Raw genomic sequence first — 25,439 nt, forward strand, 5'->3', positions numbered from 1 at the left:
TTTTTCCGACTCTTTTGGAGGTACTGCATGAATCAAGCTGTCCTGCATTCCACTGACACGTTCGAACCGATTCCACTGCGCGAACTGCTGCCGTGGACGATCTTCGGCGGATTGCTGATGCTGCTGGCGCTGTATTTCGTCGGCGCGGAGCAGGGTGCTACCGCCGTCTTTCAGGGCACCGCCATTCACGAGTTCGTGCATGACGGACGCCATCTGTTGGGCTTCCCCTGCCACTGACGAGGAGACGACGATGGTCGGCAAACTGTTGATGCGCGGCATGCTCGCGGGCCTCATCGCGGGACTGCTGGCGTTCTGCTTCGCGCGGGTGGCGGGCGAGCCGCAAGTCGAACGCGCGATCGCTTTTGAGGCCCATGAAGCGCACGAGCACGCTCACGCCGGCGATGCGCCCGAGCCTGAAATCGTCAGTCGTGAAACGCAAGCGGGCGTGGGCTTGCTGACGGGCGTACTCGCGTACGGCGCTGCATTCGGTGGGCTCTTCGCGTTGTGCTTCGCCTATGCGTGGGGACGCGCGGGAAGCATGGGCGCGCGGCCGCTTGCAGCATGGCTTGCGCTCGCGGCTTTCGCCGCCCTGGTGGTGCTGCCGGCGCTGAAATATCCGGCGAATCCGCCTTCGGTGGGCGCGGCGGAAACCATCGGCGTGCGCACCGCGCTTTATTTTTTATGCATGGGGATTTCCGTCGCCATTACACTGCTGTCGATAGCTTTGCGCCAAGCCCTGTCGCGCAAATGGGGCGATGCCAACGCGACGCTCGCCGGTCTGCTGGCTTTCGCGATCATGGCCGCCGCGATGCTCGCGCTGTTGCCGGCTATCGACGAAGTGCCCGCCGAGTTTCCCGCCACGTTGCTGTGGCAATTCCGGGTGGCGTCGATCGGCATGCAGGCGATCATCTGGACGGTCATCGGCGCTGCGTTCGGCGTGGCGGCGGAGCGCATGGCGTTGCCCGGCGCTGCGCGCGTGGGTCGAGGCATGCCCATGAGCAAGTCTGTTCTCAGAGGATCCGGATATCCGCGATGAAACGCATCAAGGTCGGAATGCTCGTCTTTCCTGGATTTCAGCTGCTCGACATCGCCGGGCCGAAGGATGCGTTCGCCGAAGTCAAGGTGCTGAGTTCAGGCGAGTGCGAGTACGAAATGATGATGGTCGGCACGACGCGGGGCACGGTGCAATCGTCGAGCGGCCTGACTACCGTGCCGGATCGTACGATCTTCGATCCGTGCCCGGAGTTCGACACCATCATCGTGCCGGGCGGGCTCGGCATCTTCGACGCCTTCGACGATCCGGCGCTGAGCAACTGGCTGCGCGCGCAGCATCGGCAGTGCCGCCGCGTGTCCGCTATCTGCAACGGGTTGTTCGCCCTCGGCTCGGCGGGGCTGCTCGACAACAAACTGGTGACGACTCACTGGATGGACGTGCCCCGGCTCGCCAGCACTTTTCCGAAGGCGCGCATCGAGCCGGATCATATCTTCGTTCGCGACGGCAGCATCTACACGACGGCCGGTGTCACGGCGGGCATCGACCTCTCGCTCGCGATGATCGAAGACGACTTCGGCCGGCAAATGGCGCTCGATGTCGCCAAGTATCTGATCGTCTATCTGCGGCGCTCGGGCGGGCAGTCGCAGTTCAGCCCGCTGCTGGAAACGCAGGCTTCGCCGGGTTCGCAGACTATCGAAGTCCAGCAATTCATGCTGGATAACCTGCATGTGGATCATACGGTCGCGTCGCTCGCGGAACGCGTGCATATGAGTGCGCGCAATCTCTCGCGCATCTTCGCCAAGGATTGCGGCATCACGCCGATGACTTACCTCGCCAATGCGCGCATCGATGCCGCGCGGCGCTACCTGGAAGCCACGGACTTGCCGCTGAGAGTCATCGCACACCGATGCGGCTTCGAGGACACCGACAAATTCCGCCGCACCTTCCTGCGCCGTCTGCAGATCAGTCCGGTCGATTATAGCAACCGGTTCAGATCGATGAACAAGCAAGAGTCGCTCAGTGCGGTCTGAAGAGACTCGCCACGCGGGATGATGCGCTGAGCGTGACTTTTCCGGCACTAAACGCGTGCATGGCCATGCACTTCTTCGGGGCTAAAGCGGCGCACTAAGACTTTAATTAAAGGTTAATTTTGGCGAGCCGTAAGAGGCGTAATAGATAGGTGGGCGAACACGATCGCCGGCGGCCATTCGCTGCCCGGTGAACGCCCGCCTGCATGACTCTTCTTGCACGTTTCCAAACGTCTCGCCCATGAAACGGAATCCTTTCTTCAAGCTGCTCGCGCGTTTGCGCGTGGGGCACAAGTTGCTGCTCATCTACCTGCTCGATCTCAGCGCGGTGATCTACATCAGCGGGATTCTGATTCACGAAAAGTATCTGGCGATCGATTTTTCGAACAAGGAGATTGTCGGCAACGCGTATGTTCACGAGGTCGAACATGGCATCACGTCCATCGCGATGGCGGGCGCGGGCAAACCGCCGACGGCGGCGCAACTCGATGCCGAGATCGACAGGCTCGTTCGTGCCGAGCAGCAATACGGCGCGCAGATGGGAAGCGCGGAGCCCAGCAACGCGCTGCGGACCGCTCTGCAGACGATGGCGCACGAACGCGAGGTCGGGATCGCGTCGACGGACCAGGCGCTGACGGCCTCCCGCGATCTGATAACGCGCATCGGTAATCAGTCGAACCTGATTCTCGACCCGGATCTCGACAGCTACTACGCGATGTCGCTCTCGATCTTGCGCTATCCCGCGCTGCTGACCGCGGTGAACAGCATCGGGCGCCATCTGCACGACGGCGCTCACGCCCGCTCGCGAGAGGAAGTGCGTTCGCGCTATCTGGTCCTCGAAGGGCAACTCGACGGGGTCATGCAAGGTTTGCGGTCGGACTACGCCGAGGCGGGGGCGGCCAATCGTCAATTCGAGCGCACACTCAGCCCGTCGTTCGATCGAATGCGCATTGCCGTCGAGGCATTCAGGCATGCGGCGCGCGTGGTGGTGGACGACAACGTGGCGCCGGATGCAACTGTGCTGATGATCGTCGACAGCGCGCAGCAAGCGCTCGTTCAAAGCGTAGACGGCCTCTGGCGCGATACCGGCGAGCAGCTAGACGGCCTGCTGCATGCACGCGTGCAAGCCCTGTTTTCGCGCATGTGGCTGCATTTGGGCACGGCGCTTTTCCTGCTCTGCGCCATCCTGACACTGGTTTATTGCGTCGCGCAGCAGATTTCGTCGCCGCTACGCAAACTCGCGCGCGTGATGGATGTGGTGCGCCGCACCGGCGATCACACGAAGCGCGCCGACTGGGACAGTCAGGACGAGATCGGCCAACTCGTGCGCGGCTTCAACGAAATGCTTGCGCAACTGGATCGCGAACGCGTCGTGCAGAAGGAATTGGCGGCGACCGCCCGCGCGTCGGCCGCGCAATCAGCGCTCGTGGAAGCCACGCCCGTGCCGATGGTCGTCACCGCCATTCCCGGCCACGAGGTATTGCACGCCAATGCGCCTGGACTCTTCTGGCTCAATGGGAGCAGCACCGACCCGTGGGCTCAGGGTCTCGACTCCGCGACCCGCGCGCGCTTCTTTCAGCAACTTTCCGACCGCGAAGCCATCGACGAATTCGAAGTTCACTGGAAAGCGACCTCGCAGCCGAGCTGGGCGATGCTGTCGGCGCGCCGTCTCGACTTCCAGGGACGCGACGCCATTCTCACCGCCTTCACGCCGATCAATCAGATCAAGCTCATGGAGCAGCGGCTGGAACTGTGGGGCAAGGTGTTCGAGGCATCGTCCGAGGCGATCGTCATCCTGAACGCCGAGGCGCGTCTGCTCACTGCGAATCCTTCGTTCTTTCGCGCAACCGGTTATCGGATGGACGACGTGGCGGGCAAGCCGCCGGCCTTCATCGACACGCAGGCGCAGGAAGACGAAAACGGTCCGCTGGGTAACCTCTTGCAACGCGTCGGGCGCAGCAGCACCTGGCACGGCGAAGCGCAAATAAGCCGCCGCGAGGGCGGTGATTATCCGGCGTGGCTCATGATCAGCGCGGTACACGACAAGCGCGGCACCGTATCGCATTACATCTGCACGCTGATCGACATCACGGACCGCAAGAAGAGCGAAGCGCGCATTCAGTTTCTCGCGCAGCATGACGTGCTCACCGAACTGCCCAACCGTGCACTCTTTGCCGCGAAACTCGGCGTTGCCATCGCAGCAGCGCAGCGAACGCGGCAGCGCGTCGCGGTGCTGTTCATCGATCTGGACCGCTTCAAGAACATCAACGATTCGCTCGGACATCACATCGGTGATGGCCTGTTGCGGTCCGTGTCGCGACGCCTGCTCAATGCGGTCGGCACCCACGACACCGTGAGCCGCCTGGGCGGAGACGAGTTCACGGTGCTGCTCAACGGAGTCGGTCACGCGAGCGAAGTGGCGCGCAGCATCGAACAGCGGCTGCTCCCGCTGCTTCGCGAAGCGCATGAAGTGAGCGGGCTGACACTGCAGGTTGCGAGCAGCATCGGCGTCGCACTGTACCCGGATGATGGCGAAGACATCGATACGTTGATGCAGAACGCCGACGCCGCGATGTATCAGGCCAAGTCTGCCGGACGAAATCAGGTCAAGTTTTTCTCGGCCGACATGGCCGAACAGGCGAGGCATCGGCTCACGCTGGAAACGTGTTTGCGCACGGCTATCGAGTTCGGCGAGTTGCGGCTCGAGTGGCAGCCGTGCCTCGAAGCGCGGTCCGGTGCGCTCGCGAGCGTCGAAGGACTGCTGCGCTGGAAGAGCGCGGTACTGGGTGAAATCGGTCCGGCTGTGTTTATCCCGGTGGCGGAGGACACGCGCCTCATCGTTGCCATTGGCGCGTGGGTGATCGAGGAAGCGTGCCGGCAGCTTGCCGCCTGGCGCGACGAAGAGGGCCTCGAAATACGCGCGTCCGTCAACATTTCGGCGCTCCAGCTACGCGAGCCGGAGCTCGTTGCGGCGCTTGGCACGAGTCTGCTCGCGCATGGCGTGCCGCCGCATTGCCTGGAACTCGAAATCACCGAGACGGTTCTCATGGATGGCGCCGAACACTACGCGCAAGCCATTCACGCCATTCGCGGGCTAGGCGTCAAGCTCTCGCTCGACGACTTCGGCACCGGCTACTCGAGTCTCAGCTATCTGAACCGGTTTCCGCTCGACCGTCTGAAGATCGACCGCGCGTTCGTGCGAGACATGCTCGACGCATCTGCCGATCTTGCCATCGTCAAGGCGATCGTCGATCTCGGGCATGAGCTTGGTTTGCGCGTGGTGGCCGAAGGGGTGGAAACCGGCCATCAAGCGCAAGTGTTGCGCAAGATCGGCTGCGATGAGTTGCAGGGTTTCCTGTTCGCACCGGCGATCCCAGCCGAGGAATTGGTGCTGTGGAACAGGGCGCGGCAGGACGAGGCGCTCGATGCTTCGCCGGCTTGAGGCGAAGCATCGAGGCCGGCGCCCGTGCAGCCGTCGAACTCTGCTGGAATGACGAGCGGGATTGAGCAACCGGCCGAATTTGGCCGATCCCGCTCGAGACAGCGCGCCCCCTTTACTTGCCTAATTTCTCAGCCTCGCTCGGCTCCTCTCTGGGGTTGTAGCGCGGCGTGGGCTGTGGCAGCAGAAAGAAGGCGATGGACAGCAGTGCAATGGCCACGCCGATGCGGCACGCCGCGATCGCGACGGGAACTGCAGCGATCTGAACCAGCGTCGCAGCGCCGTAGCGGCGCGTCATCTGCTGGAGGAAATCCGGCGCGAGCCGTTCGTCCATCAGCCGGCGGCCTGGCATTGCATAGAACCACTTCGCCATCCAGGTGCAGGCGGTCAGGGCAAGACCGGCAACGAGGGTTACTGATGCGACGGGCTCGAAGCCCGTGCCGAGGTGAAAGCACCACACGCGGATCGGATAAGGAATGACGACGATCGCCAGCAGGAACAGGAGGTTGATTACGCCGAACCAGTGATCGCTCTTTGCATAAATGCGACCCGAATAATGGTGTTGCAGCCAGTAGGCTCCGATCACGACATAGCAGAGAACGAGCGCGAGATATTCGCGCCACTGCTCCGCCATGGCGCTTGCCAGGTCGCTGTAGTCATGCGTGCCCTCGGGAGATCCGGGAACCTTGATCTCGACGATCAGCAGGGTCAGCGCGATCGCGAACACCGCGTCGCTGAATCCCTCGAAGCGGTCGAGTCCGCGCTCGGCACCATGCGTTTCCGTGTCGGCAGATTTACGCCTGTTACGTAGCATCATCTGAGTCCTTTCGCGCTCGACAAGATCAGAGTCACCGGCCGAAAAACGGCAACGCCTTTCCTTTGCGTGCCGCCTTCATTGGCAGCCGACGAAGCACGGCCCGGACGACTTGCGCGTTCGCAAGGCTGACTCGAGCGCCGAACCCGTCTGACGCGGCCCCGCTACGACGGCGTCGCGGCGGAAAGACTCGAAGCATTCGGTGTGCCGCCCACGCGTTCGCAAGCGGGGGTTGGGCATCACGATACCGGCCGACCAGACGTAGTTTGGCTTGAAAGGGGTCAAGTCGAACTTTGAACACGTCCGACGGGGGAACGCTCGCGTACCGCGGCAGCGTGTCCGCAGCGCGTCCCGCGGTCGGCCAGACGAAAACCGGATGTCCGCCGCAATCCTCGACTCAAGTGCTTGCGGTTAGTGCCGTTAGCAGGGAGGACGCCGCGAATTGCCGCGACCACAACCATGCACACGGAATCTGCAATGAAAGTTTCTACTCGGCTGACACTGTTAGCCGTCACAGCGCTTATCGCTTTGCTCGTAGTCGGAGGATACAGCGTCTATAGCGAGCGACGCGCAATGCTCGATGCGAAACAGGCGGAGATAGTCAACCTGTTGAAAATGGCCGAGCACCTCGCTGAGTATTATCACAATCAGGAAGTTGCCGGTGCGATGACTACGGAGCAAGCGCAGTCCGCAACGAAGACCGCTTTGAACAGGATGAATCATTCCGATCAGAGTTACTTCTGGGCCCGCCTTCCGGATGGGACCTCGCTCGTTCATCGCAAACAGGAGAACATCGGCAAAATCCTGCTGGGCAAGGCGCCGGACGGACGGCCAGACACGGAGTTCTATCGCGAGATGCTCGCCAAGGAGCACATCCCCGTAGCGATGGTGGTCACCGCCCACCCATCGACCGGCGTCATGACAGGCAAGATGAACGGCATTGTCGAGTTCAAGCCTTGGGGCTGGTGGATCGGCACCGGATTCTTCACCGACGATATCAGCGCCACCATCCTGCATACGACGCTTCAGACTGCCGGCTTGATAGGTGTAGCGCTCTTGGTCATTGCTGCGTTGGCGTGGAAAATCATACGCAGCGTCACCGGAGCCCTCGGCGGGGAACCAGAGTTTGCCGCGCGCGTTGTTCGGGAGATTGCAGGCGGAGACCTCGGTTCGCCAACGCCCTTGAAGGACGGTGATGACCGCAGCCTTCTCGCGGCAGTCGAAAGCATGCGCCGTGGTCTGCAAGACATGGTTATCACGATCCGCACAAGTTCGGAATCCGTATCATCGGGCGCTGTTCAAATTGCGGCTGGCAATACCGACCTCTCGAGTCGCACAGAGCAGCAAGCGGCATCGCTGCAAGAAACTGCCGCGAGCATGGAGGAACTGACGGCGACGGTTAAGCAAAACTCGGAGAACGCCCAGCAAGCGAGCGGACTGGCGGACAACGCGAATGCGGTCGCCAACGAGGGAAGCGCCATCATCGGTCAGGTGATTCAGACGATGGATGGCATCGAGCAGAGCTCCGAAAAGATCGCCGAAATCATCGGGATTATCGAAGGCATCGCATTCCAGACCAACATCCTGGCGCTCAACGCTGCAGTCGAAGCAGCACGCGCCGGCGAGCAGGGCCGCGGCTTTGCCGTCGTTGCGAGCGAAGTGCGCAACCTTGCGCAGCGGTCATCGACGGCCGCCAGGGAGATCAAGGATCTCATCGAAACGTCAGGCGGAAGAGTCCAAGAAGGGACCGTACTCGTCGCACAGGCAGGCGAGACGATGAAGCGCGTGGGCACGGCGATCCAGCGAGTCACCGACATCATGGGCGAGATCGCGTCCGCATCCAACGAGCAAAGCCGTGGCATCGAGCAAGTGAATCAAGCTATCTCGCAGATGGACGAGGTGACGCAGCAGAACGCCGCGCTCGTTGAAGAGGCAGCGGCCGCGGCAGGTTCGATGGAGGATCAGGCGAAGCAACTGACCGCCGCCGTAGGCGTGTTTCGCACCGGTCAGACGCTCGCCGTCAAGCCAATCAGTCATCGCGCTCCTCAGACGCCGCGATCCGCACTCGCCGAAAAAAGCGGGACGACGCCGCGCGTGCCGAAGCCTTCGAGCGGGCAGAAGCCGGTTGCAGTCGCGGCGGCGGCTGACGGCGACTGGTCGACGTTCTGAGCGTGGCGGGCGGCCGATGCCTTGGCCTGAGTCGGCGGCGAAGGCTTGCGTCGAATTCGACGCGTTGTCTCGATCGGACGTCCTTGGGCTCGCTCAACACCGTCGTCTCGAAAGGCGGCCGTTGTAGTGAATCAATAGTGCGAAGCATCTTGCAGGGGCGATAGCCAATACTTGCGAGCGCTTCTTTGAATGAAGGAGAAGGAAAGGGTGGTAAATGCTCACACGCGTTTGTTGGTGGTCGATGACATGGCCACCATGCGCAATCTGATCCGGAAAATGCTGAGAGCGATCGGTTATACGACCATCGACGAAGCAGAGGACGGAGTGTCAGCGCTCGAAAAGTTGCGCACGCAACAGTTCGATCTCGTCATAACTGATTGGAACATGCCCAATATGGACGGGCTGACTCTCCTGCAGGAGATCCGCAAGTCCGATCTGGCCGAACTGCCGGTATTGATGGTGACCGCCGAAAAGCGGCGCGAGAACGTGCTCGCCGCGATCAACGCCGGTGCGAGCGGCTATATCGTGAAGCCGTTTTCAGAAGCCGCGCTCGCAGACAAGCTGGCTCAAATTGCGCCGCCTTTAGCCAGCGCCGCGCCGACAGGTAAGGACACATCCGGATTCGGCGCGATCTTCGAGAGAACCCTATGATGGCGCGAGCGCTCTGCTTGGTCGCTCGCAAGCGACACAAGAGGATTTTTTCGGCGTCTGCGAGAAGCGCTCGAGCGTAGTTTCTACATGAACGGCGGCGTAGACGGCAGGGCGCTGAGCATGGAGCGCGACCGGTGGCCGGATGCTGACTCGCGTTTAATCGACTACGCGATGCGTCTGGCTGGCCGTCGCTGGGACTCACCATCCGCCTCGGTGCGCGCGTGAGGGCCGTGCCGATGCCGCGGATGTCGCGCTGAACCTGCATCGCGTGCGCCCACCCGAGCAGGTGCGCCCGCCGTTTGCATTCGACGATGGACCATGACCAGCCTCCGTGAGCCGGCCGTCAACGTTGTCCTTCATTCGCGCCAGTGGACGGCACGCCGGCCGGACTTGGAGGATCGCGTAATTCAGCGTCTTCGTTAGCGCGGTGGGGCGGGTTCTTGGGCTGTGCCGGACCGAGATCGGTGAGCCCGTCGAAATCGATCGGATTCTGAGGCGGCTTGCTGTTTTCCGTTCGTGCGGCGCACATGATCGGCTCCATCGTTGTCTTGATTTCTCAAGAACAGCAAACGGTGTTCCGGCCGTTTGGCATTCTTCGTGCTGCAGTCGATGTTGGGCGCCTCGAGGCGCTCACATTCACGTACCGATTGGAGCCGATCATGACCATTCCGCAGAACGAACCCGGCACTGACGTTGTCGATACCGACAAGACGAAGCAACCCGACACGAAGCCCGCTGAACCGAAACAGGATTTGCCTTTGACGGAGGCTGATGACGGCAACACTCGGACGCCGCCGAATCCATCGTGACCGGCAAGGGACCGGCCATTAGCAAGCGCCCGAAACGCCCTTTGCACGTCATTCCCGCACCAGGCGCGCTTCTCGATCAGCACCCAAAACTCGATGCGGAAATCGTGATGGATGACCGCCCAATCGATCCGTTCGACGTCGCATGACGCGATCGGCGCGGAGGCGCTATGGCGCATCACGCGTCTTCAAAACTCTCGCCGCGCTCGGCGATCAGCTTGCCCAGTTCGCGCGTCGATAAGACGCGTCGCATGGGATTGGTCGAGCCCGACTCATCATCCGCGAGATTTTCGATGATCGTGAGCAGCACCTTGCGCGCTGTCTTGATTTCGCGGTCAGTCAAACCCGTCACGCTGATCTCGTTAACTTCCTCGGCAAGCGGAACCAGTTGGTCTTTCAATGCGCGCCCTTCGGCGGTGAGGAACACATGCGTGTTCTTCTTGTTGTCCGGCCGCTGCTGACGCTCGACGAGTCCCAGCTTCTCCATCGCAGTGACGGCGGCGAAGGTCGTCGGCGCCATCACGCCGGCCTGTTCGCTCAATTCGCGCTGCGTCAGGCCGTCTTTCTCCCACAGAATGCGCAGGAAAGTCCAGTGCCCGAACGACACCGAGTGCTCGGCGAGCCGCATCTGCAATGCGCGCACCATCGAGCGCGTGGCGTCCTTTACAAGGTGCGCGAGGCGATCGTTGGGCACCGATTCGTGCCAATGGCGCAGCATCTCCGCGGTCTCGCGGGGCGCGCCCTCCACAGCCTTCTTTCGTGTCATGGCGGTTCGTTCCCGAATGCAGTTGGTCTTCCCGACATCATAGCCGCGCAGCCGTCGCGCCCGCATCCGTTGCAAAGCGCGCAGAACTCCGTGCAAACCCGAACTTGTCCGCGCGCGCCGGTCTCCTTACCATAATGATTAGATATCGAATAAAAATAAGGTGTGTCCGGGTCGCGGGAGGCATCTTTCTGCGCCAGGGCATCGTCCTCATGAGCATGGGAATCGGAGACGCTTTGTGGCCAAATCCACAGTCACGCAATTCATATCGGAATCGGACGCGGCGGCAGCGCGCGTAGAGGCCACGTATCACAAGGTCACCTGGCGGCTGATGTCGTTCATCTTCGTCTGCTGGGTGCTCAATTATCTGGATCGCGTGAACGTCAGCTTCGCGCAACTGCATCTGAAGCAGGATCTCGGTTTGTCCGACGCCGCTTACGGTCTCGGCGTGAGTCTGTTCTTCATCGGCTATATCCTGCTGGAAGTGCCGAGCACGCTGTGGCTCAAGAAGATCGGCGCACGCCTCACGATTTCCCGCATCATGATCCTGTGGGGCGGCATCTCGACCGCGATGGCCTTCATGACCACGCCGGCGCAGTTTTATATCGCGCGCATCCTGCTCGGCGCGGCGGAGGCCGGGTTCTGGCCCGGCATCATTCTCTATCTGACGTACTGGTATCCGGGCGCGCGGCGCGCGCGGATCACATCGCGCTTCCTGCTGGCGATTGCCGCGGCGGGCATCATCGGCGGGCCGCTCTCGGGCTGGATCCTGCATAACTTCGTCGACGTGCTCGGCTACAAGAACTGGCAGTGGCTCTTCTTTCTCGAAGGCCTGCCTGCGCTGCTGATGGGCATCGTCGCGTTCTTCTATCTCGTCGATCGCCCGCAAGACGCGCGCTGGCTCGACGAGGAACAGAAGAAGATCATCCTCGATGCGCTCGCCGCCGACCGCGCCGAGAAAAAGCCCGCCAAACATACGCGTCATCAGTTGCTGGCGGCGCTCAAGGATCCGCGCGTGTATATCCTCGCGGCGGGCTGGGGCACGGTGCCTTTGTGCGGCACGATCCTCAACTACTGGACGCCGACCATCATCCGTCAGGCGGGCGTGTCGGACGTGCTGAACGTCGGTTTGCTGTCCGCGCTGCCGTACATCATCGGCGCGCTCGGCATGTTCGCGGTCGCGCGCAGTTCCGACGTGACGCTGGAACGCCGCTGGCATTTCTTCCTGTGTACGGCGGTGGGCGCGCTGGGCGGCTTCCTGCTGCCCGTGCTGGCCGGCAATACGACAGCGGCCATCGTCTGCCTGGGCATGATCTCCATTTCGTACTTCGGCGCGGCCGCGATCATCTGGTCGATTCCGCCGGCCTATCTCTCCGATGACGCCGCCGCCGCGGGCATCGGCGCGATCAGTTGCCTGGGGCAAGTCGGCGCGTTCTGCGGACCCATCGCGCTCGGCTGGATCAAGACGATGACGGGCAGTCTGGCCATCGGGCTATCGGCGATCGCGGCCATCGTCATGCTGGGCGGACTCGCCGTGCTGATCGGCGTGCCGGCCAACACGCTGCGCGAGCACGCGGAAAAGCATTCGTAAGCATCGATTCTCGCAGCAGCGGCGGCGCCTTCGTCATGAAGGCGCCGTTTTTTCTTGTAACGAGGTGACGCGCTTCAGGGAAAACCCGCTTGCCGATAAATGATTAGATATCTAATATAAACGTCATGGTGATCGACGCTGGGAAGGCTCGATCGAATGAGGCGACAAGCAGGGGAGCCGGTGCAATGAACGACGAACTGTCATTCAGGACGCTCGTGGTGACGAAGAAGGATCAGGTGGCGGCAGGCATCTTCCGTTTCGAGTTGCGTGACGGCGCAGGCGGCGAGCTGCCTGCGTTCACGGCCGGCGCGCATCTGACGGTGCGCGTGCCGAACGGCGCGAATCGCAGCTATTCGCTCTGCAACGATCCGGCCGAGACCGACCGCTATGTGATCGCCGTGAAGCGCGACGCGGCGGGTCGCGGCGGCTCGGTCAGCATGGCGGACGACCTCGCGCAAGGCGATCGCATCGACGTCTCGGAGCCGCGCAACGAATTCGTGCTCAACGAGCGCGCGCGCAGTTTCGTATTCGTTGCGGGCGGCATCGGCATCACGCCGATTCTCTCGATGATGCGTTATCTGAAGGCCATCGACGGCCCGCGTTTCAAGCTCATCTACGTCTCGCGCAGCCCTGAGACCACCGCTTTCATCGACGAACTGTCGGGCCCGGAATGGAAGCCGCATGTGGTCATTCATCACGACCACGGCGACCTCGCGCAAGCGTTCGATTTCTGGCCCGTGTTCGAGAAGCCCGCGAGCGGCGCTCATGTGTATTGCTGCGGCCCGCGCGCGTTGATGGACGGCGTGCGCGACATGACCGGGCACTGGCCGACCGGCAGCGTGCACTTCGAGAGCTTCGGCGTGGATCAGTCGCGCGCAGCCGACAACGCGCCTTTCAGCGTGAAGCTGGAACGCTCGGGCCGCTCTTTCGAGATTCCGAAGGACCGCTCGATTCTCGAAATCTTGCGGGACAACGGCATCCGCGCGCCGAGCTCGTGCGAAAGCGGCACTTGCGGATCGTGCCGCACGACGCTGTGCGCGGGCGAAGCGGATCATCGCGACATGGTGCTCGGCGAGGACGAGAAGCGCGATCAGATCATGATCTGCGTATCGCGTGCGAAGAGCGAAGAACTGGTGCTGGATCTCTGAAGAACATTCCCCACTGCATAGGTTGGTCAGGAGAAGCGTAAATGCTCACGCATGAAGAAAATGAATTGCTGTGCCGCGTCGAAGGCGATGCGCCGATGGGTCAGTTGATGCGCCGTCACTGGACGCCGGTGTGTCTCATCGAAGAAGTCAGCGAACCTGACGGGGCGCCGGTGAAGGCGCGTCTGTTCGGCGAGGATCTCGTCGTCTTCCGCGATACCGACGGCAATGTCGGCGTGATGGACGAGTACTGTCCGCATCGCCGGGTGTCGCTCGTCTATGGACGCAACGAAGATTGCGGTCTGCGCTGTCTCTATCACGGCTGGAAGATGGACGTGAAGGGCAATGTGATCGAGATGGTCTCGGAGCCTTCGTGCAGTGACATGACGAAGAAGGTCAAGCACAAGGCCTATGAAACGAAAGAGTGGGGCGGCTTCGTATGGGCTTACATGGGCCCGCAGGACGCCATTCCCGAGTTCGTGCCGCCGGCATGGGCGCCGACCGAAGACACGCGCGTGAGCATCGCCAAGGCGGTCCTGCCGTGCAACTGGGCGCAGATTCTCGAAGGCGCGATCGATTCGGCGCACAGCTCCAGTCTGCACTCGTCGGACTTCGTGCCGGCGCGTGTGGGCGGCGCGGAAGCGACCTCGAAGAACTGGCTGCGTCCATCGACGGACAAGGCGCCGCGCCTCCAGGTGCATCGCACCGAATACGGCTTTCGCTATGCCGCGCTGCGCCGCCCGATACAGAACGCGGCTACGCATGACTACGTGCGCTCGACCGTGTTCGTCGCGCCGGCAACCGCGCTGATCCCGCCGAACAACCTCTACAACGTCGCGAACATCAACGTGCCCTGCGACGACCACAGCACGGCGTTCTATTTCATGGCGTGGGGCCATCCGGACAAGACGCCGGAAACCGAGACGTGGCGCAAGTTCCTGGGGCAGCAGGTCGGCATCGATCTCGACGAGTACTATCGGCCGCTGCGCAATCACGACAACCGTTTCTGGCAGGATCGCGAAGCCATGAAGGCCGGCAACTTCACCGGCATCAAGGGCTTCCCGAATCAGGACATCGCCATGTGGGTGACGATGGGCGCGATCGCGGATCGCACCGAAGAGCGCCTCGGCGCGAGCGATGTCGCCGTGGTCGAGTTCCGCCGCCGCATGCTCGATGCGCTCGAGGCGTTCAAGTCCGGCGAGGCGGCCATCGGGACCGGCGAGAAGGCCATTCCACGCAGCGTGTGCTCGTTCCAGGCGATGGTGCCGAAGGACACCGACTGGAAGCAATACGCGGCGCATCCGGTCTGGATGGAGTCCGTCGACAAGGAAGCGCCGGAACTCGAATCGAACTATCAGGTTCAGGTCTGATGACCACGATCAGACTCGGCATCGTCGGCCTCGGCCGCGCCTTTTCGCTGATGCTGCCGACCTTTCTCGGCGACGCGCGCGTGCGACTCGCCGGGGCGTGCGATCCGCGCGAGACGGCGCGCGCGCAGTTCGAAGCGGATTTCGACGCGCCCGCTTTCGACGACATCGAAGCGCTCGCGCGCCGCGCCGATATCGATGCGCTTTACATCGCGAGTCCGCATCAGTTTCATGCGGCGCATACGCGAATCGCGGCGGCGCACGGCAAGCATGTGCTCGTCGAGAAGCCGATGGCGCTGTCGCTCGCCGAGTGCGACGACATGATCGCCGCATGTCGCGAGGCGAACGTGCATCTCATCGTCGGTCACTGCCATAGCTTCGACACGCCGTATCTGCGAACGCGCGAGTTGATCGCATCGGGCGCGTTCGGCGACGTGAAGATGATCCAGGCGCTTAACTACACCGACTATCTCTACCGGCCGCGCCGTCCGGAGGAACTGAAAACGGAAGAGGGCGGCGGCGCGGTTTTCAGTCAGGCGGCGCATCAGGTGGATATCGTGCGGATGCTTGCGGGAAGCCGTGCTACGCGCATCCGCGCCGCCGTCGGCAACTGGGATACGGCGCGTCCGACCGAAGGCGCGTACACCGCGACGCTCTGGTTCGAGAACGGCGCATTCGCGACGCTTGCCTACAACGGCTATGGACATTTCGATTCCGACGAGTGGACCGGCTGGATCGGCGAAATGGGTCAGACGCGCAACGCCGACGAGTATGGCGCCGCGCGGCGCAAGCTCGCGAAAGTGGCGTCGCGCGAAGAAGAGGCGCGTCTCAAGGCTGCGGGCACGTACGGCGGCAACGCCTATGCGCCCGCCGCCAAGACAGCCGATACCCGCAGGCATCAGCACTTCGGGCCGCTGATCGTGTCGTGCGAGCGCGGCGATCTCCGGCCGATGCCCGATAGCATCGTCGTGTATGGAGACGAACGGCGCGAGCGCATCGAGCTCGAGCCGCCCGAGGTGCCGCGCGCGGAAGTCATCGACGAACTCATGGCCGCCGTGCACGGCGAGACCGCTCCGCTGCACGATGGCGTCTGGGCGCGCGGCACGCTGGAGATCTGCCTCGCGATGCTGCGTTCGAGCGCCGAACAGCGCGACGTGCTCATCGGCGGCGAAACGTCAATCACAAAGGAAAGTTGAATATGGGCAAGCTCAATCTGTCGGTCGCGGTGGGGAACTACGATCGCATGCGGCCGCTGGTCGATGGCGAAGTGCAGATCGACGGCGTCGATCCGACTTTCATGCTGCAGGATCCGGAAGAGATCTTCTTTCGCGCGTTTCGCCACGCCGACTACGATATCTGCGAACTGTCGCTGTCGAGCTATAGCGTGAAGACGGCGGCGGGCACGAGCCCGTATATCGGCGTGCCGATTTTTCCGTCGCGCGCGTTCCGGCATACGTCGATCTATGTGCGCAACGATCGCGGCATCGAATCGCCTGCCGACTTGAAGGGCAAGCGCATCGGCGTGCCGGAATATCAGCTGACGGCGAACGTGTGGGCGCGGCTCTTTCTCGAGGAAGATCACGGTCTGAAGCCGTCGGACGTCACGTGGGTTCGCGGCGGCTATGAGGAAGCCGGCCGGCTCGAAAAGATCAGTCTCAAGCTGCCCGGCGACGTGAGGCTCGAAAACGCACCGGAGAACCAGACGATCTCGGGCATGCTCGCATCCGGCGAGATCGATGCGCTCATCGGCCCGCGCGCGCCGTCGTGCTTCGCGAACGGGCATCCGAACGTCAAATACCTTTTCGACGATCCGCAAAAGGCTGCCGCCGACTGGTACACGCGCACGAAACTGTTCCCGATCATGCATCTGCTGGGCGTGCGGCGCACGCTCGCCGAGCAGCATCCGTGGCTGCCCGGCGCGGTGGCGAAGGCGTTCGAGAAGAGCAAGGCGCTGGCGCTCGCCAGACTCAGCGATACGTCCGCGACCAAGGTGACGCTGCCGTTCGTCGAAGAACAGCTGCGCAATGCGCGGCGTCTCATGGGCCACGATTTCTGGTCGTATGGCTTCGAGCCGAACCGGCACGTGTTGTCGCGGTTCCTTGAGCGGCATCATCAGGAAGGCTTGTCCAGCCGGCTGCTGCAGCCCGAGAAACTCTTTCATCCCGCGACGCTGGAAAACTTCAAGATCTGAGCGTGACATGGCCGCGGCAACGCGGCCTCACATCTTCGATAGCGCCTCACATGCCGGTTCCGGCATCTTCCGTTCAGTCTGGACTCACCGGATGACGGCCGTCGCGCGACCGTCCATTGTCGCCACTCAGGCAACACGGTGTACGCACTCGCGACCCTACTGGCCTTCGCTACCGCTTCCTACAATCCGTCACACGCTCGGTCGAACGCGAGCGAAAGGAAGCGCAACGCGCGCTCACGCCATCAAATTTCCAGGACTATCGAAGATGAGCCAGACAACCCGCAATGTGCAGCCCGTTATCGCCAAGCTCGGCAAAGAAGGATCGGGCGAGCTCGTGTCTTCCCGATACGCAGTTCGCATAGGCGATATCGATGTCGTGCTGATCAGCGACGGCGTGCTGCCGCTGCCGACCTCCACCATGTCCACGAACGTGAGCGAAGCCGATCGCAACGAATGGTTCGATGGCCGTTTCCTGCAACGGGACACGTTCGACTGGGCGTTGAATATCGCGCTCGTGCGCAGCGGCGAACGCCTGATCCTGATCGACTCGGGCGTAGGCGATGGGTTCGAATACTTCTCGCGCGCCGGTCAGTCGGTAATGCGCCTGGAATCGGCCGGTATCGACCTGGCTGCCATCACCGATATCGTGATTACGCATATGCACATGGATCACGTCGGCGGGCTGAATGTCGATGGCGTCAAGGCGAAGCTGCGTCCCGACGTGCGCATTCATGTGTCCGCCGCTGAAATCGCGTTCTGGAAGAATCCGGACTTCAGCAAGACGGTGATGCCCGAAGCGGTTCCTCCGGCGCTCCGCGAGGCTGCTGCGAAGTTCGCCAAACGCTACAGCGAGAACATCGTGCAGTTCGATCAGACAGTTGAAGTCGCACAGGGCGTGTCGGCGCGGGTGACGGGTGGCCACACGCCGGGGCACTGCGTCGTGGATGTCGCATCGAACGGGGAGAAGCTGACGTTCGTCGGCGACGCCATTTTCGAAGTCAACTTCGACAACCCCGATTGGCAGAATGGCTTCGAACATGATCCCGAAGCCTGTGTGGACGTGCGTATTGCGCTGCTCGACGACGCCGCTGACACCGGCACGCTGCTCGCTGCTGCGCACGTCGCGTTTCCGTCGATCGGTCATGTTGCAAAGAGCGGTGAGCGTTACCGCTTCGTGCCGGTGCAGTGGGACTATTGATCGATACTTCGCGGCGCATTGCGAGTTGGATTCGAGGACATCCGCGTCACTGGCAATGATAGTCAGTGAGCGGCCTTCTTCTACTGGTTCTATACAACGGACACGATATGGAACTCAACGGTCTCCTGCCAGCCGTGTGCTGCACGGCTTTGCTTGCAACAGTACCCGCCATTGCGGTTGCAGATTCCTTCACTGTCAAGGTCGATGGGCTGAATCGCGGTCGGTTCGAAAATGAACAGGTGTACGGTCAATTCGGCTGTCATGGCGAAAACGTCTCTCCGCGCATTTCGTGGTCGCATGTTCCGGCCGGCACGAAGAGCATCGTCATCACCATCTACGACCCGGATGCACCCACCGGCGGTTTGGGCTGGACGCACTGGCAAGTGGCAAACATTCCGCCGTCGCAAACATCGATTGAAAAAGGCGCGTCGGGCAATGCCCGAGTGCTGCCGATAGGTGCAATCGAGACGCTGACCGATTTCGGTGCTTCGGCGTATGGCGGACCGTGCCCGCCGCCGGGCAAAGCGCATCGATACATCGTGACGGCTTCGGCTTTGACCGTTTCGAGCCTCGATGTCAAAGCGGATTCAAGTCCCGCGCTTGTCGCCTATCAGATGCATGGGAAAGTCATCGGCCAGGCGCGCTACGTGGCGCGCTATCACCGTTCGGCGGACTGAGCAGACCTGCAAGGCGATAGTGATCACCGGTCCGGCTGTACACGCTTGGTCCATCCGGCGGCTCTCCGATGCGAACCGGCACGCGGGTTGCGGAAGATACGCGATCAACCCACGGAGAGCACCATGAGCCAACTGACTTTGCACGATCTCGCAACCAAGATGGCGGAGATCGACTTCGCGATGCTTTCGACGCGCTCGCTGAACGGCAAGATCGCCGCGCGGCCGATGAGCAATAACCGCGATGTCGAATACGACGGCGACAGCTACTTCTTCACGCTCGAAGAAACGCATACGGTGCAGGAGATCAAGGCCGATGCGACCGTGGCGCTGACTTTCACGAGCAGCGCGAACCCGGACGGCGCGCCGCCGCTTTTCGTGGCCGTCGAGGGCCGCGCGGAGCTCATTCGCGAGAAACCGGCGATGAAGGATCACTGGAACGAAGACATCGAGAAATGGTTCTCGAAAGGCTTCGAAACGCCGGGGATCGTACTCATCAAGGTTCGCGCCGAGCGCATTCACTACTGGATGGGCGAGGAGGATGGCGAGATCTCGCCTGACTGATTGCCGTAGCCGCTGACAGAATGATCTTGCCGACATTCGTCGACGATTCCATCCGCCGATGCGCGTCGGTTGCACGCGCGAGCGGATACGTCGAGTCCACGACGCGGATTGCAGCGAGCGAGGCTGCGCATTCAGCGGCGCTTCGACATAAAGGGCACAACCAGTCCCGCGCCGAACGCCAAATAGACAGCGGCGATGTGCGCCGCGGGCAGGTGATATTCGAAGCCGGGCGTGAAGCGCTTGGGGACGACGATATAATCGCCGGCCGCTGCGGCAAGCGTCGTCGCTGCGGCGAGTGCGACGCGTTGTCCGTGAGTCGGCGCGGCACCGCCGCGCAGTCTCGGCGATGTGCGCGCGGCCGCGACAGCCAGCGCATTGCAGGCGGCCCAGCCGATCGACATCGACTGGTGAATGGCGAGACCGGCAAGCAGATGGCGCCATTCCGGCCGCGCGGTCTGGTTTGCTTCTTGCGGCCATAACCAGTGGCTGACGGCGCTGATCGGCGCGCTTGCGCGTTTGCCGTGCAGACGCCCACAGATCGCAAGGGCCGCCGTCGATAACAGTCCGGCAACGGAGCCGGGAATCAGGATATCCGTCACAGGGTCGATGTCTTCAGTCATGGTCATTTTTCTGACAGGCGCCACGGGGCTCCTCGGCTCGCGCATCGCGGCGGCGCTGGTTGCGCAAGGACACGCGGTGAGGTGCGCCGCGCGCCATGCGCCTGGCGGCGAAGGCGCCGTGAGAGGCTGCCGTTTCGTGGCGCTCGATTTGAGCGATGAACTCGACCCAGCAAGCGTGATGCCGCTGCTCGAAGGCGTCGATGTGGTCATCAATGCCGCCGGCATCTTCGAGGACCGGACCGGACACGACTTCTCGCGCATCCATACGCGTTCGCCGATCGCGCTGTTCCAGGCGGCCGTGATGGCGGGAGTCGGCCGCATCGTGCAGATATCGGCGCTTGGCGCGGATGGGGGCGCACAGACGCCTTATCACCGCTCCAAGAAAGCCGCCGACGACGCGTTGCGCGCGTTGCCCATCTCGTCGTTGATCGTGCAGCCTTCGCTCGTGTTCGCCGAAGACGGACGCAGCACGCAGTTCTTCGCCGCGTGGTCGACGTTGCCGGTCGTGCCGCTGCCGGGGTCGGGCGCGCAGGTCGTGCAGCCGGTTCATGTGGACGATGTGGTCGAACTCGTGACGCGCGGCGCGTTGACGCGCGCAAGCGCAGCCCCCGCGAGCGAGACGGTGGCGGCTGTCGGTCCGAGACCTGTGACGATGAAGGAATACTTGCGTCTGCTGAATCGGCTTTGCTCCGCCGGTGCGCCCTTGTTCATGCCGGTGCCGATGCCGCTCGTCAAGACGGCCGCCGCGTTATGCGCGCGCTTGCCCGGCGCGCTGATGAGCCCCGATGCACTCGCGATGCTGGAACGGGGCAACGCGGCATCGGCGGATGGCATGCAGCGATGGCTCGGCAGGCCGCCCCGATCGCTCGGCGATGAGCCGTCGAAACGCGCCACGCTTGGCCTGCGTGCGAAGCTCGCGTGGCTCGCGCCGCTGCTGGCGGGCGCCATCGGCGCGGTGTGGATATGGACCGCGATCGTGTCCGCCTGGCTTTATCCGCGAGCGGCGAGCCTCGACTTGCTGGCGCGAGTCGGCGCGCCCGAAGGCACGCGCCTCTTCCTGCTGTATTCGGCCGCGCTGCTGGACCTGCTATTGGGCGTGCTGTGCTTCGCGTGGCCCGCGCGGCTCGGACCGCGACGCCGTCTCTGGTGGGCGCAGATCGGGTTGATCGTCGTCTATTCGGTGCTGATTACCTGGCGCTTGCCGGAGTTCTGGCTGCATCCGTATGGCCCGCTGTCGAAGAATCTGCCGATGATCGCCGCACTCTTGCTGCTGATGAACATTGATGGAAAGGGCTCGACGTGACTTATCTGACGATCAAGTGGATCCATGTGATCTCGTCGACGATCCTGTTCGGCACCGGAATCGGCTCCGCGTTCTATCTGCTCGCCGCGAGCATCGGACGCGATGCACGGACCGTCGCGCGCGTGTCGCGGCTCGTGGTGCTGGCCGACTGGCTTTTCACGACGCCGACCGCCATCGTTCAGCCGCTCACCGGCTATCTGATGATGCGGCTCACGGGCTTTCCCGTTTCGAGTCCCTGGCTCGCCTGGTCGATCGGCCTCTACGTTTTCGCGATCGCGTGCTGGCTGCCCGTCGTGTGGCTGCAGATGCGCCTCGCCGCCGAGGCGCAAGCCTGCGCCGTATCCGACGCCGGGCTGTCGAGGCGCTACTGGCGCCTCATGTCCGCATGGATCGCGCTCGGCGTGATGGCGTTCGTCGCGTTCGTCTGCATCTTCTGGCTGATGGTCACGAAGACGCTCTAGGCACGCGGTTCAATCCGTCCGGCTGTAATAAACATACGAAGGTTGTCTCAGCTCGCCTTCCTTCCCGGCGACATCGCCGGAGTTCGGAAACTGTGGAAGCTTGTCCCACAGCAGCGCGCGTCCGAGCATCTGTTCGCGATCCAGTTCGGGATGATCGTGCTTGAGCCGATTCAGAAACTGCTCGAAGTCCGACACATAGAGATCGGTCTTGACGGCGTGCTCGCGCCGATGAAAGAGACGCTGCAAGAAACTCATCGCTTGCTCCTCGGGGTGCGGCCCGGGCTATTCGCGCTCCAGCCTGAACACGTGCGATGCGCGTGAACCGTTGCGCTCCTCGGCGTACACCGTTTCCGTAACGACGACCCGATAGCTCGGCTTCGGCAAGATGGAAGGGAGATTGCCCGTCACGCGGCTATCGATGCCGCCCAGTCCTGCGGCCGGCGCCGGCACGTTGTTTTCGAGCGTCGCGTTCGATGTGATGACGTTGTCGTGCCAGCCCGACAGATCGCGGCGCGCCTCGATCGACTTCGCGTCCGCGTCCACGGTATCGTCCGTCGAGCCCATGCCTTGCGAATCCACGCCGACGATGCGGCTGTTCGCCCGCTGCACCGGATCGCCGGAATCCCGCGCGATCGAAGCATGGTCGATGTCGGGCAGCGGCGACGGGTCATTGCGCTGCCCGGGCTCGGCCGAGCCAGCATTGCGGTCGCGGCCGAACTCCGCTGCCTGCGTGGCGGCATCGGGCGATGCGGTGCCTGTCGCTGGTGTCTTGGCGGGGCTTTTTGCCGCCATCTCGTTCTGCTGGGCCTGGGTCGGGTTGCCTTCGGCGTTCTGCATGCTTGCTCCAAGTCGTCGTTTCTCGCTGCACGACTCGGTCTGCGCATGGCGCGTGCCTAGCGCATGACGGACTCGCTGGCGGCATCCGTCTTCCGCCGTTGCCGCTTGCGCGAAGCGCGGATAGACGCTGCGAGTTCCATCGCGTACGGCACGACGCCGAATATCGCGCAGAGCATCAGCACGGCTGTGACGGTCGTCGAGGACAACGGAGGATCGCGCCATGCGGGCGTGTAACTAGCGGCGTTATCGAACAGTCTGGCGAAGACATCGGGATGGGCGAGACAAATGATGGCTAGCCCGACGATCGGTGCCATCTCAAGAACGCTATGTACCATTTGCTCGACGGGTGTAATGACGCGCGTCGCGGATGCGTAGCGCAGATCCGCATACACGGTGAGATGGTGGACGACGATGAGCGCGGCCATCGCAACGATCGCGAACGCGTTGATTTGCAGGAACAACGCGCACAGCACGACACCGGCGCCTTCGGTTAGCTGGGCGATATGCATCAGCGATTCGCGCACGCCGGCAGTCTCGGGAAGATTCGCCCAGCGGTGACAAAGCGCGTCCGCGGTGCCGGCGGCGAGCCACAACGGAAGCACGCCGTAGAGCAGGAAGTGCTGCGCGAGCGCCGGATTCATGTTCCGCTGCCGCCGGGCGATGCCGCGGCCTGACACAGTTGAAGCTAGACGCCGCCGACGAAGGAAAGCGACGCGAGATGCTCGGCGCAGCGCCTGAGCGCGCCGACGTCGGCCTCGCAAACGAAGTTGATGCCATCGGGTGCGACGCGGGCATCGAGAACGGCGACGTGGCGCTGCATCAGTGCGGTTATCAGGTCGTGCTCGGGGAGCGACTCCGCTGTCATGGTTCGAATAGTGATGTTGGCTTTCGGCATGTTCGACTGGTTTCACCACAGGTACGTGCTCATTGTCACGGGCACTGCCGCGCGTCACAACTCAGCGCGCATGTACGAAATGCGAGGAAGCGGAACGTCAACGCGGAAGTACAAACGCGGGCGTCCACAAACCGCGCGATCCGAACACCGAGGGTCTGCCGGGCAGCAGAGCGCTCGCGGATGACAAGGCGACCGGCGTCAGCCTGCCGCTGTTTCAAGAAGTGAACCCGGCCTCTTATATTCAAGACGCGTGCTGAAAGTTGCACGGCCACCGATCCACAGACGGTTGGCCGACCGGCTCGCGACACAATGTCCGAACATCGGTGCACCGTTCAGTGTGAAACACAGTCGGTCGGAACGCTGTGACAGGCGGACGGCGGGTTGCCTTTGGCCACCGAACCGCGCACCCGTTCTGATTGCTGGTTGATCTGGCGTCGCGATCATCCCACCCACAAGCGGGCGGCGGCGCTGCCCGCGCGAACGTCGGTGTCCTTCCCACGAAGCGCGCTTTCGGTGCCTCGACCTGAGACTGAGACGAAAGACGAGATTCGCTTTTCGACGAAGTCGACGGCTGCCTGGGCTGCCGCGCACGAGACCCGCTTGCTAACTCCGGGCATGTCGAATCGGCAGCGTGGCTCGACGGGGCGGGTGCTTGCGACCCTTACGCACTGTCGCGATCACTTTGATTGTCGGGTTCCAACATGGGACTTTTGGGAATCGGAATTGCTCAACCCTGCCACGAAGGCTTGTTAGTGAACCGCGCACCGTGTTGATTCGGCTATGTCGGTTGTGCAAGAAGGAATCGATGATGGATCAGGCTTTTGACTGTGTTGTTATCGGCGGCGGTCCGGCTGGGTTGACCGCTGCACTCTATCTTGCCCGGTTCAGGCGCTCGACCCTGGTTATCGATGCCGGTCAGAGCAGAGCGTCGCGGATCCCGATCGTGCGTAACCTTGCTGGTTTTGAAGGCGGCATCAGCGGCAAGGAACTCATCGTCAAGATGCGTCGGCAGGTCGATTGCTACCCGGTGCCGATAATCGCCGGCCGAGTCGTCGCGATACGACAGGTGTCCGCCGGCTTCGTCGTGGACTACAGGAGCAGCGGCGATGCTGACAGGCAGAGCGCTCTGGCACATCGTGTCCTGCTCGCGTTCGGGATCCGCGATAGGCTACCGCCGATCGTCGGAGCCGAACGGCTTACCGAAAAAGGATTGCTCAGGTTGTGCGCGATATGCGATGGCTTCGAGGCGCAAGGCAAACGGGCGGCGATGCTGGGTTCCGCGTCACGAGCGCTGTCGCACGCTTTGTTCTTCCGAACGTTTTGCAGGCAGGTAGCTGTCGTCGCGCCCGACCTTTCGGCGCTGACGCAAGAGGAGCGCGCGTCGGCCGTAGAGAACGCCATAGAATTGGTGCCGTTGGGTGCGCTCGAAGCTTCGGCTAACGCTGACGGGCGCTTGAGCGTTGTCTGCCCGGATGGGCGGCGACAGAGGTTCGATATTGTCTATCCTGTGCTTGGCTCTCGCGAAGAAACTGAGCTATTGAGTGGCTTGAACGTCGAACGGGATGAGGACGGCATGATCGTGGCGGATAAGCGGCAGCGCACTAGCGTGGCCGGCATATTTGCCGCGGGCGATGCAGTCAATTCGTTGAATCAGATCTGCGTGGCAGTCGGCGAAGCCGCGATCGCGGCGACGGCTATCCATTGCAGCTTGCCAGGCAATCCGCTTTGAAGCGGCGGCAGGCCGCTGCGACATCAGCATCGGCGTGAGTAGGCTAGCTGCGCCGTATCTTGCTTCGCACTGTCGCGGCTCAGAGCGAGGGAATCTGTGAAAAGATGGTCTGGCCGGGCCGGGCCGGGACGCTCACGGCGCGGCTCACCCAGCTTCATGGTAGCCTGATCACTTGTCACGCAACGCGTTACGCTTGCCAC

Annotated in this window: 27 protein-coding genes; 19 read left to right on the forward strand and 8 right to left on the reverse strand. The window is 62.6% G+C overall.

Features of this window, described 5'->3' with window-relative positions; translation table 11 throughout:
• The first annotated feature begins 27 nt into the window (after window positions 1-27).
• The 4 genes from NCS02_RS34255 (at window position 28) to NCS02_RS34270 (ending at window position 5,464) form a co-directional block, all read left to right on the forward strand.
• Complete coding sequence (locus NCS02_RS34255; protein ID WP_008345603.1) at window positions 28-237, forward strand: CbtB domain-containing protein; 210 nt, start codon at window positions 28-30, stop codon at window positions 235-237.
• A 13-nt stretch (window positions 238-250) separates the two neighbouring features.
• On the forward strand, window positions 251-1,036 hold the full coding sequence (locus NCS02_RS34260; protein WP_250520551.1) for a CbtA family protein: 786 nt from the start codon (window positions 251-253) through the stop codon (window positions 1,034-1,036).
• Window positions 1,033-2,025 (forward strand): GlxA family transcriptional regulator, encoded by a 993-nt coding sequence (locus NCS02_RS34265; RefSeq protein ID WP_250520552.1) that lies wholly within the window; start codon window positions 1,033-1,035, stop codon window positions 2,023-2,025. Before NCS02_RS34260 ends, NCS02_RS34265 begins: the two co-directional genes overlap by 4 nt.
• Before the next feature lie 238 nt (window positions 2,026-2,263).
• The gene (locus NCS02_RS34270) at window positions 2,264-5,464 is read left to right on the forward strand and encodes a bifunctional diguanylate cyclase/phosphodiesterase (RefSeq protein WP_250520553.1); all 3,201 of its coding nucleotides are present in this window, start codon (window positions 2,264-2,266) and stop codon (window positions 5,462-5,464) included.
• A gap of 112 nt (window positions 5,465-5,576) precedes the next feature.
• Here NCS02_RS34270 and NCS02_RS34275 read toward each other — a convergent pair whose 3' ends face one another.
• Window positions 5,577-6,278, reverse strand: a complete 702-nt coding sequence (locus NCS02_RS34275; RefSeq protein WP_008345595.1) for a TMEM175 family protein — start codon at window positions 6,276-6,278, stop codon at window positions 5,577-5,579.
• A 474-nt stretch (window positions 6,279-6,752) separates the two neighbouring features.
• Between NCS02_RS34275 and NCS02_RS34280 the strand changes: the two genes are divergently transcribed.
• From NCS02_RS34280 to NCS02_RS34295, 4 genes are all read left to right on the forward strand, one after another.
• Entirely contained in the window at window positions 6,753-8,444 is a 1,692-nt protein-coding gene (locus NCS02_RS34280; protein WP_250520554.1) for a methyl-accepting chemotaxis protein, read from the forward strand.
• A 207-nt stretch (window positions 8,445-8,651) separates the two neighbouring features.
• On the forward strand, window positions 8,652-9,095 hold the full coding sequence (locus NCS02_RS34285) for a response regulator (RefSeq protein WP_144403563.1): 444 nt from the start codon (window positions 8,652-8,654) through the stop codon (window positions 9,093-9,095).
• Window positions 9,096-9,595: 500 nt separating this feature from the next.
• On the forward strand, window positions 9,596-9,904 hold the full coding sequence (locus NCS02_RS34290) for a hypothetical protein (RefSeq protein WP_008345590.1): 309 nt from the start codon (window positions 9,596-9,598) through the stop codon (window positions 9,902-9,904).
• A complete protein-coding gene (locus tag NCS02_RS34295; protein ID WP_250520555.1) occupies window positions 9,901-10,050 on the forward strand; it encodes a hypothetical protein in 150 nt (49 codons plus the stop codon). Before NCS02_RS34290 ends, NCS02_RS34295 begins: the two co-directional genes overlap by 4 nt.
• 29 nt (window positions 10,051-10,079) lie before the next feature.
• Here the strand turns inward: NCS02_RS34295 and NCS02_RS34300 are convergent, their stop codons facing one another.
• Window positions 10,080-10,667 (reverse strand): MarR family winged helix-turn-helix transcriptional regulator, encoded by a 588-nt coding sequence (locus NCS02_RS34300; protein ID WP_033535651.1) that lies wholly within the window; start codon window positions 10,665-10,667, stop codon window positions 10,080-10,082.
• Between the two features lie 235 nt (window positions 10,668-10,902).
• Between NCS02_RS34300 and NCS02_RS34305 the strand changes: the two genes are divergently transcribed.
• The 8 genes from NCS02_RS34305 to NCS02_RS34340 all read left to right on the forward strand — a co-directional run bounded on the left by NCS02_RS34305 (window position 10,903) and on the right by NCS02_RS34340 (window position 19,394).
• On the forward strand, window positions 10,903-12,255 hold the full coding sequence (locus NCS02_RS34305; RefSeq protein WP_008345585.1) for an MFS transporter: 1,353 nt from the start codon (window positions 10,903-10,905) through the stop codon (window positions 12,253-12,255).
• Window positions 12,256-12,440: 185 nt separating this feature from the next.
• Window positions 12,441-13,403: a PDR/VanB family oxidoreductase gene (locus NCS02_RS34310; RefSeq protein ID WP_250520556.1), complete on the forward strand. Its 963-nt coding sequence runs from the start codon at window positions 12,441-12,443 to the stop codon at window positions 13,401-13,403.
• A 41-nt stretch (window positions 13,404-13,444) separates the two neighbouring features.
• A complete protein-coding gene (locus tag NCS02_RS34315; protein ID WP_250520557.1) occupies window positions 13,445-14,770 on the forward strand; it encodes a Rieske 2Fe-2S domain-containing protein in 1,326 nt (441 codons plus the stop codon).
• On the forward strand, window positions 14,770-15,963 hold the full coding sequence (locus NCS02_RS34320) for a Gfo/Idh/MocA family protein (protein WP_250523638.1): 1,194 nt from the start codon (window positions 14,770-14,772) through the stop codon (window positions 15,961-15,963). Before NCS02_RS34315 ends, NCS02_RS34320 begins: the two co-directional genes overlap by 1 nt.
• Window positions 15,964-15,965: 2 nt before the next feature.
• A complete protein-coding gene (locus NCS02_RS34325; protein WP_250523639.1) occupies window positions 15,966-16,958 on the forward strand; it encodes an ABC transporter substrate-binding protein in 993 nt (330 codons plus the stop codon).
• Between the two features lie 265 nt (window positions 16,959-17,223).
• Window positions 17,224-18,156 (forward strand): MBL fold metallo-hydrolase, encoded by a 933-nt coding sequence (locus NCS02_RS34330; protein ID WP_008345578.1) that lies wholly within the window; start codon window positions 17,224-17,226, stop codon window positions 18,154-18,156.
• Window positions 18,157-18,263: 107 nt separating this feature from the next.
• Complete coding sequence (locus tag NCS02_RS34335) at window positions 18,264-18,833, forward strand: YbhB/YbcL family Raf kinase inhibitor-like protein (protein ID WP_008345576.1); 570 nt, start codon at window positions 18,264-18,266, stop codon at window positions 18,831-18,833.
• Window positions 18,834-18,956: 123 nt separating this feature from the next.
• Complete coding sequence (locus tag NCS02_RS34340) at window positions 18,957-19,394, forward strand: pyridoxamine 5'-phosphate oxidase family protein (protein ID WP_250520559.1); 438 nt, start codon at window positions 18,957-18,959, stop codon at window positions 19,392-19,394.
• Here the strand turns inward: NCS02_RS34340 and NCS02_RS34345 are convergent.
• The gene (locus NCS02_RS34345; protein ID WP_502800922.1) at window positions 19,327-19,494 is read right to left on the reverse strand and encodes a zinc-binding dehydrogenase; all 168 of its coding nucleotides are present in this window, start codon (window positions 19,492-19,494) and stop codon (window positions 19,327-19,329) included. The genes NCS02_RS34340 and NCS02_RS34345 overlap by 68 nt on opposite strands.
• Before the next feature lie 31 nt (window positions 19,495-19,525).
• Complete coding sequence (locus NCS02_RS34350) at window positions 19,526-20,014, reverse strand: hypothetical protein (RefSeq protein WP_250523640.1); 489 nt, start codon at window positions 20,012-20,014, stop codon at window positions 19,526-19,528.
• On the opposite strand from NCS02_RS34350, the gene NCS02_RS34355 reads away from it, so the two are divergent.
• Together NCS02_RS34355 and NCS02_RS34360 are read left to right on the forward strand one after the other, a co-directional pair.
• Window positions 20,013-21,317: an SDR family oxidoreductase gene (locus tag NCS02_RS34355; protein ID WP_250520561.1), complete on the forward strand. Its 1,305-nt coding sequence runs from the start codon at window positions 20,013-20,015 to the stop codon at window positions 21,315-21,317. The two genes, NCS02_RS34350 and NCS02_RS34355, sit on opposite strands and share 2 nt — an antisense overlap.
• Entirely contained in the window at window positions 21,314-21,778 is a 465-nt protein-coding gene (locus NCS02_RS34360; RefSeq protein WP_250442244.1) for a DUF2269 family protein, read from the forward strand. The genes NCS02_RS34355 and NCS02_RS34360 overlap by 4 nt, the downstream gene beginning before the upstream one ends.
• A gap of 9 nt (window positions 21,779-21,787) precedes the next feature.
• Here the strand turns inward: NCS02_RS34360 and NCS02_RS34365 are convergent, their stop codons facing one another.
• From NCS02_RS34365 to NCS02_RS34380, 4 genes are read right to left on the reverse strand one after another with little or no spacing between them, the layout of a single operon-like run.
• Window positions 21,788-22,033 carry a DUF3460 family protein gene (locus NCS02_RS34365; RefSeq protein ID WP_250437908.1) on the reverse strand — a complete coding sequence of 82 codons (246 nt, stop codon included), beginning with the start codon at window positions 22,031-22,033 and terminating at the stop codon, window positions 21,788-21,790.
• A 27-nt stretch (window positions 22,034-22,060) separates the two neighbouring features.
• Window positions 22,061-22,615, reverse strand: coding sequence for a DUF3005 domain-containing protein (locus tag NCS02_RS34370; RefSeq protein WP_250523641.1), 555 nt, complete (start codon window positions 22,613-22,615; stop codon window positions 22,061-22,063).
• A gap of 56 nt (window positions 22,616-22,671) precedes the next feature.
• The gene (locus NCS02_RS34375; RefSeq protein ID WP_250520563.1) at window positions 22,672-23,256 is read right to left on the reverse strand and encodes a diguanylate cyclase; all 585 of its coding nucleotides are present in this window, start codon (window positions 23,254-23,256) and stop codon (window positions 22,672-22,674) included.
• Window positions 23,257-23,300: 44 nt separating this feature from the next.
• On the reverse strand, window positions 23,301-23,510 hold the full coding sequence (locus tag NCS02_RS34380; RefSeq protein ID WP_250520564.1) for a hypothetical protein: 210 nt from the start codon (window positions 23,508-23,510) through the stop codon (window positions 23,301-23,303).
• Between the two features lie 805 nt (window positions 23,511-24,315).
• On the opposite strand from NCS02_RS34380, the gene NCS02_RS34385 reads away from it, so the two are divergent.
• Window positions 24,316-25,239 (forward strand): NAD(P)/FAD-dependent oxidoreductase, encoded by a 924-nt coding sequence (locus NCS02_RS34385; RefSeq protein WP_034471109.1) that lies wholly within the window; start codon window positions 24,316-24,318, stop codon window positions 25,237-25,239.
• The last annotated feature ends 200 nt before the right edge of the window (window positions 25,240-25,439 follow it).

Source organism: Caballeronia sp. NCF2 (genome assembly GCF_023631205.1).
Classification (GTDB): Bacteria; Pseudomonadota; Gammaproteobacteria; order Burkholderiales; family Burkholderiaceae; genus Caballeronia; species Caballeronia zhejiangensis.